This window comes from Streptomyces sp. NPDC059003 (genome assembly GCF_042740445.1).
Classification (GTDB): Bacteria; Actinomycetota; Actinomycetes; order Streptomycetales; family Streptomycetaceae; genus Streptomyces.
The window spans coordinates 1,213-2,784 of sequence record NZ_JBHYJH010000399.1 but is presented as its reverse complement, the minus strand read 5'-3'; the positions used below and the strand labels follow the sequence as shown (position 1 = coordinate 2,784).

The following is a 1,572-nucleotide window of genomic DNA, read 5'->3' as shown; positions in this document are numbered from 1 at the left end:
AGCGGCTCGTTTGAGAGACACCCAAGTAGCACGGGGCCCGAGAAATCCCGTGTGAATCTGGCGGGACCACCCGTTAAGCCTAAATATTCCCTGGTGACCGATAGCGGATAGTACCGTGAGGGAATGGTGAAAAGTACCGCGGGAGCGGAGTGAAATAGTACCTGAAACCGTGTGCCTACAAGCCGTGGGAGCGTCGGATGGAGAGCTTGCTCTTCATCTCGTGACTGCGTGCCTTTTGAAGAATGAGCCTGCGAGTTTGCGGTGTGTTGCGAGGTTAACCCGTGTGGGGAAGCCGTAGCGAAAGCGAGTCCGAACAGGGCGGTAGAGTAGCGCGCTCAAGACCCGAAGCGGAGTGATCTAGCCATGGGCAGGCTGAAGCGGCTGTAAGAGGTCGTGGAGGGCCGAACCCACCAGGGTTGAAAACCTGGGGGATGACCTGTGGTTAGGGGTGAAAGGCCAATCAAACTCCGTGATAGCTGGTTCTCCCCGAAATGCATTTAGGTGCAGCGTCGTGTGTTTCTTGCCGGAGGTAGAGCACTGGATAGGCGATGGGCCCTACCGGGTTACTGACCTTAGCCAAACTCCGAATGCCGGTAAGTGAGAGCGCGGCAGTGAGACTGTGGGGGATAAGCTCCATGGTCGAGAGGGAAACAGCCCAGAGCATCGACTAAGGCCCCTAAGCGTACGCTAAGTGGGAAAGGATGTGGAGTCGCAGAGACAACCAGGAGGTTGGCTTAGAAGCAGCCACCCTTGAAAGAGTGCGTAATAGCTCACTGGTCTAGTGATTCCGCGCCGACAATGTAGCGGGGCTCAAGCGTACCGCCGAAGTCGTGTCATTCATACATGAGGGCTAACGCCTGTATGGATGGGTAGGGGAGCGTCGTGTGCCGGGTGAAGCTGCGCCGGAAGGCAGTGGTGGACGGTTCACGAGTGAGAATGCAGGCATGAGTAGCGATACATACGTGAGAAACGTGTGCGCCGATTGACTAAGGGTTCCTGGGTCAAGCTGATCTGCCCAGGGTAAGTCGGGACCTAAGGCGAGGCCGACAGGCGTAGTCGATGGATAACCGGTTGATATTCCGGTACCCGCTGTGAAGCGTCAAACATCGAATCAGGCGATGCTAAGTCCGTGAAGCCGTCCCGGACCCTTCGGGGAAAGGGAAGTGGTGGAGCCGACGGACCAGACTTGTAGTAGGTGAGTGATGGGGTGACGCAGGAAGGTAGTCCAGCCCGGGCGGTGGTTGTCCCGGGGTAAGGGTGTAGCCCGAACGATAGGCAAATCCGTCGTTCATGAGGGTGAGACCTGATGCCGAGCCGATTGTGGTGAAGTGGATGATCCTATGCTGTCGAGAAAAGCCTCTAGCGAGTTTCATGGCGGCCCGTACCCTAAACCGACTCAGGTGGTCAGGTAGAGAATACCGAGGCGTTCGGGTGAACTATGGTTAAGGAACTCGGCAAAATGCCCCCGTAACTTCGGGAGAAGGGGGGCCACACCCGGTGACCGGATTTACTCCGTGAGCTGGGGGTGGCCGCAGAGACCAGCGAGAAGCGACTGTTTACTAAAAACACAGG

1 rRNA gene (only partly in view) is annotated in these 1,572 nt (G+C 57.1%); it reads left to right on the top strand.

What is annotated here, in order from left to right:
* Positions 1-1,572 (top strand): 23S ribosomal RNA (locus tag ACFWZ5_RS46030) (its annotated part continues 1,212 nt past the right edge of the window); the annotation flags it as partial.